Raw genomic sequence first — 4,072 nt, forward strand, 5'->3', positions numbered from 1 at the left:
TAACACAAGCTAAACGTCAGCCAAGTTGTATTCAGGTGCAGCCGCTTTGCTTTCTACGGCCGGAGTTGGTACTTTGAAAGACAACCAGGCAAAACTCTTGGCCGTCGTTTAGCCGCGGCCGTTAGGCGCAAGTGAAAATATGTGGAAAGAAATAATAACAGAAGCGGACATAGAAGAACTTCTTCAAAACTATGGGAACTTCCATGACAGTTGTTTGCGCGACATTCATATATCGACAAGAGAGTTTGTAGATGAAAGATTAGCAATGCACTTTGAAAATAAGAATGTTGCTACTCTGCTTTTTCAGCGACAATTCGATAAGAATACAATACTTGAGTTAAAGTTTGAAGATGTCTATAGATTTAATTTCCATCCATTTCAACCTGATTACAATGGAGTAATCTATGATGCGACCCTCAAAAAAGGAGCGGACATCTTTTACTGGGCTGACGAGCAAGAATGGGAAATTGGAGACGAGGACGCTAACTGGATTTCTGCTAAAAAAGTTTATTGGAGATACAGGCCTGAATTAAGAGGCAACGTGACAAGATTAAAAGAAGAATAAGAAGAATAAAACACCAGCGCCTAACATTGTGTAAACAGCATCTTCGGCCGACGGCCTCGCCGCCGCTTACACTAACCGTTGTGCGTAAGTTAAAATATGAAAGAGGAGATTCAGAAGTTTAAGGTTAGCGGAAAGGTCTTCATCTGGAAAAACAAAGACAACCAAAGAAATTACCCAGGCTGGAATCTGACAGCCGATAAAGCAGCTTGCCAAACTCTAATCAGCTTGTTGGATTTGATGGACAGATGTGAATGGTCAACAAAGAAAATCCTGACAACCGAAGAACCGACACAAGCGCAACTAAAGGTGCCCAATAATCAAAACGGACAAGCGGGTTGGAAAACGACTCACCAGTTGACATTAAATTCAAGGAAGAATGTATCAGATGACTTTTGGGCAGTGATTGAGAATAGCGGAGAACTAGAAATCCAGTTCGGGAAAGACAAATTAAAACAGTTAACGACTGCAATGACCGAATTTCTGATTGGCAAAGGTGACTTCGCTATTACAGACAGCAAAGAAGAGAACATCTTATACATCTGGTAAAAGAAAGAAAACCTACGCACAACACTGTATAAACGCCAGCATCGGCCGACGGCCTTCGCCGTCGTTTATACTAACCGTTGGGCGTAATAAATAAAATGTCTTTTCTCCAATGAATAAAAGAGAAGAATATGGAATCCAGTTCTTTAGGAGAAATGCTCCTTTTGGTGGCACATCTTATGACGCCGAAACTGCAAACTTATACGACAGAGAACTTACTTACCATATAAGCAGTAGTGACAAACGGATTACAGAGAAGCAGATAGAGGCATTACAAAAAGCTCTTAATGGAGAACCGATTCAGGAAGATTGGGGTGAAGTATTAGGCTCAACTTTAGATATTTACCCAAAAGAAGGTACAGTTCAGATTGGATACATGAACCGACGCATTCCAATTATGGACTTCAAGAAATTGTTAGAAGAATGGCTGGACTTTATTCAATCTTAGCATATACAAGTCTTGAAGTAAAATAGAAAAATTACTACGCCCAACATTGTGCAAACACCATACTTCGGCCGACGGCCTTGTACGCTGTTTGCACGAGGCCGTTAGCAGCAATATCAAATATTAAATAAATGTTCATTTCGACTTTACTCTTGATACCTTGGATAGTGTTTGGGTTTAAAAATCCCGACAAAAATCTTATTGGACTGAATCAAACTGAAAAGTCTTTAAGGTATTTGATATTATTTGAGGGAGCATATTGGCTCATATTGTATCTTCTTATGGGCAAACCCGACCCTGACATAGCGGGACAAGGAAGCTTTGCCTGGACTTACGCTTATCTATACGAAAAAGGGATTTTTCCTGCTTTTATGCTTCTGGAACAAATTGACGGAAAGTTAGGAGACAAAGTTGACGCCAAATTCCCTTTCATATACTTTATTACTGCCTTAGCAATAGATTACCTATTATTGAAAATAATCAGTCCTTCTCCATTAAAAATATGGAGCAATGTGAGCAAATAGAAATACAGCTGCTAACAATGCATAAACGTCACCCTTCGGCCGACGGCCTCGACCGTCGTTTATACGAGACCGTTAGCTGTTATTGAAAAAAAATAAATGAGTGAAAAAGTAAAACTGATACTATTCAACGTTGCATTAGCAGTCACGATAATTGGAACGTTTTATTGGTGCTCAGAAAGAACAGATGAAGAAATCAAAGAAAGAATTGAAACTGTCAACAATAACTATGAATACTCAAAAGGTATCATTACGGACATCAATTATTACAAGGGACGGACAATCCGAGTGAAATACAGAATAAGTGAGAGGATATATGAAGCATCTCTAGGTTGGGACAAAAATCCTGAAAACCTTGACGAGGGTGATTCGATTAGATTAAGATATTCGGTAGAAAAGCCCGACCTTATAATATTAGAGCTAGAAAACGAATATTAGAAAAAATTGCTAAAAGAGAAGAACAACAACAGCTAACAACACCTAAACGTCAGCCTTCGGCCGACGGCCTCGCCCGCCGTTTAGCCCAGTCCGTTGGTGGTAACTTTAATTATGAAACTATGAAAGACCCGAAAGAATACAAGGAGCTTTTGACTTTGTTCAAAGCTGGTTTGGCAAGCGGTCTTATCAGTAAGGAAGAAGTAACCACATGGGCCGATAAAATAATCTTAAAAGATGAAGAGCCAGACATATTTTTCATTGAATTATCTCTTGTTAATTCTAATAATGACTGTATTTCTTATCTGGGTAACTTCTTAAAGTCCGACTCCTTGGCTAATGGTAAAGCAATCCTCGGATTACTCTACAAGCGGCTTGTAGAAGGAGAAGAACTTGAAAGAATAGTCAGGACAATGTATAACCTCTAAGATGAGGCTGACTTCACAGAGCTTGAAAAGGGTTATATATATCAACTCGACGATGAGTTTGACTTGGCTAACACTAAAGTGTATGGAAGCTTAGACAAGGTAAAAAGGGAAATAACCGACTTCCTTTCTCTATATGCAGATTATAGCATAGAAAATCATAAGAGTTGGCCTGCACTTGACAAACAGATAGAAGAGGATTTGGAGGAAATGAACAGGGCTGAAAGAATAAGCTACATAGAAAAACAGAAAAAACCTTGGTGGAAGAAATTGTGGTAGCGTGTCAAGAAAAGCTTCCACCAACAATCTGCATAAGCCATGCTACGGCCGACGGCCTAGCACGCCTCATGCACTAGACGTTCTCAGTAATTATAAAAAATGAAGCTCCTTTACTTGTGCTGTCTACTTTATTTGCTAACGTTCAAGTGCAATGCACAGGGTTATTCAGTGGAGCAGCTAAAAAAAGGAATATTAGCCAAATATAATAAGCAACCCGACTCATTAGACATATGCTCAATGGTTATTATTGACGGTGTTCCAATTGAATCATCTGACATTGAAAGCGGGAAGAAAGTAATATCAAAGGAAGAAACTAAGGTATTTGTGCTTGGGGATTTGACAAATTTACCCCATTCAAAATGCGACTATGTATTGGTATTAGGAAAAGGACAATACCAAAAGAAAAAAGAAAAGCGGCAACTCCTGAAATTAGCTAAACGGAACGTAGATTCTTTTATTTTAAGTATTGAACTAAAGGACAGTAGGTGTGATAGCTGTATAGCTATTGTGGTTAATGGAAACCTTTTACCTGAGCAGGAAAGCAAAAAACTGATAAAGAGCTTAAAGGTAAATGAAGTGTCTTATATCTACTTCTATGAGACGCCAAACCCAACCTTCTATGGATATCGGGCAAAGAATGGGTTGATGGAAATATACCTAAAGAATAACAACTGAGAACAACGTGTAAACGCCAGCATCGGCCGACGGCCTCCGCCGCCGTTTACACAAGTACGTTAGAGCTAATTTGAAGAATCTTTCATCGGGCTTCACGGCAGAAAAAAAGAATCAGCTAGAGTAGCAGAATTAAGTGGGCAAAAGCAGTAAGTTACCTTAGCAGAAATTATGAATGGCCGAGATT

Annotated in this window: 7 protein-coding genes; all 7 read left to right on the top strand. The window is 39.2% G+C overall.

The window, feature by feature from the left end; translation table 11 throughout:
• Positions 1-139 precede the first annotated feature (139 nt).
• The 7 genes from FOE74_RS00830 to FOE74_RS00865 all read left to right on the top strand — a co-directional run bounded on the left by FOE74_RS00830 (position 140) and on the right by FOE74_RS00865 (position 3,888).
• A complete protein-coding gene (locus tag FOE74_RS00830) occupies positions 140-565 on the top strand; it encodes a hypothetical protein (RefSeq protein WP_149096721.1) in 426 nt (141 codons plus the stop codon).
• Between the two features lie 96 nt (positions 566-661).
• Positions 662-1,111: a hypothetical protein gene (locus tag FOE74_RS00835; protein ID WP_149096722.1), complete on the top strand. Its 450-nt coding sequence runs from the start codon at positions 662-664 to the stop codon at positions 1,109-1,111.
• Positions 1,112-1,220: 109 nt separating this feature from the next.
• Complete coding sequence (locus tag FOE74_RS00840) at positions 1,221-1,556, top strand: hypothetical protein (RefSeq protein WP_149096723.1); 336 nt, start codon at positions 1,221-1,223, stop codon at positions 1,554-1,556.
• A 149-nt stretch (positions 1,557-1,705) separates the two neighbouring features.
• Positions 1,706-2,077, top strand: a complete 372-nt coding sequence (locus FOE74_RS00845) for a hypothetical protein (protein WP_188687153.1) — start codon at positions 1,706-1,708, stop codon at positions 2,075-2,077.
• Positions 2,078-2,173: 96 nt separating this feature from the next.
• Positions 2,174-2,512 (top strand): hypothetical protein, encoded by a 339-nt coding sequence (locus tag FOE74_RS00850; protein ID WP_149096725.1) that lies wholly within the window; start codon positions 2,174-2,176, stop codon positions 2,510-2,512.
• Positions 2,513-2,631: 119 nt separating this feature from the next.
• Positions 2,632-2,937, top strand: a complete 306-nt coding sequence (locus FOE74_RS00855; protein WP_149096726.1) for a hypothetical protein — start codon at positions 2,632-2,634, stop codon at positions 2,935-2,937.
• 375 nt (positions 2,938-3,312) lie between these two features.
• The gene (locus FOE74_RS00865) at positions 3,313-3,888 is read left to right on the top strand and encodes a hypothetical protein (protein ID WP_149096728.1); all 576 of its coding nucleotides are present in this window, start codon (positions 3,313-3,315) and stop codon (positions 3,886-3,888) included.
• Positions 3,889-4,072 lie beyond the last annotated feature (184 nt).

This window comes from Rufibacter glacialis (genome assembly GCF_008271745.1).
In the GTDB taxonomy this organism is placed as follows: domain Bacteria; phylum Bacteroidota; class Bacteroidia; order Cytophagales; family Hymenobacteraceae; genus Nibribacter; species Nibribacter glacialis.

Coding starts and splice junctions, on each gene's coding strand:
- FOE74_RS00840 (WP_149096723.1), top strand. CDS start 1,221: ATGAATAAAAGAGAAGAATATGGAATCCAGTTCTTTAGGAGAAATGCT.
- FOE74_RS00835 (WP_149096722.1), top strand. CDS start 662: ATGAAAGAGGAGATTCAGAAGTTTAAGGTTAGCGGAAAGGTCTTCATC.
- FOE74_RS00830 (WP_149096721.1), top strand. CDS start 140: ATGTGGAAAGAAATAATAACAGAAGCGGACATAGAAGAACTTCTTCAA.
- FOE74_RS00855 (WP_149096726.1), top strand. CDS start 2,632: ATGAAAGACCCGAAAGAATACAAGGAGCTTTTGACTTTGTTCAAAGCT.
- FOE74_RS00850 (WP_149096725.1), top strand. CDS start 2,174: ATGAGTGAAAAAGTAAAACTGATACTATTCAACGTTGCATTAGCAGTC.
- FOE74_RS00865 (WP_149096728.1), top strand. CDS start 3,313: ATGAAGCTCCTTTACTTGTGCTGTCTACTTTATTTGCTAACGTTCAAG.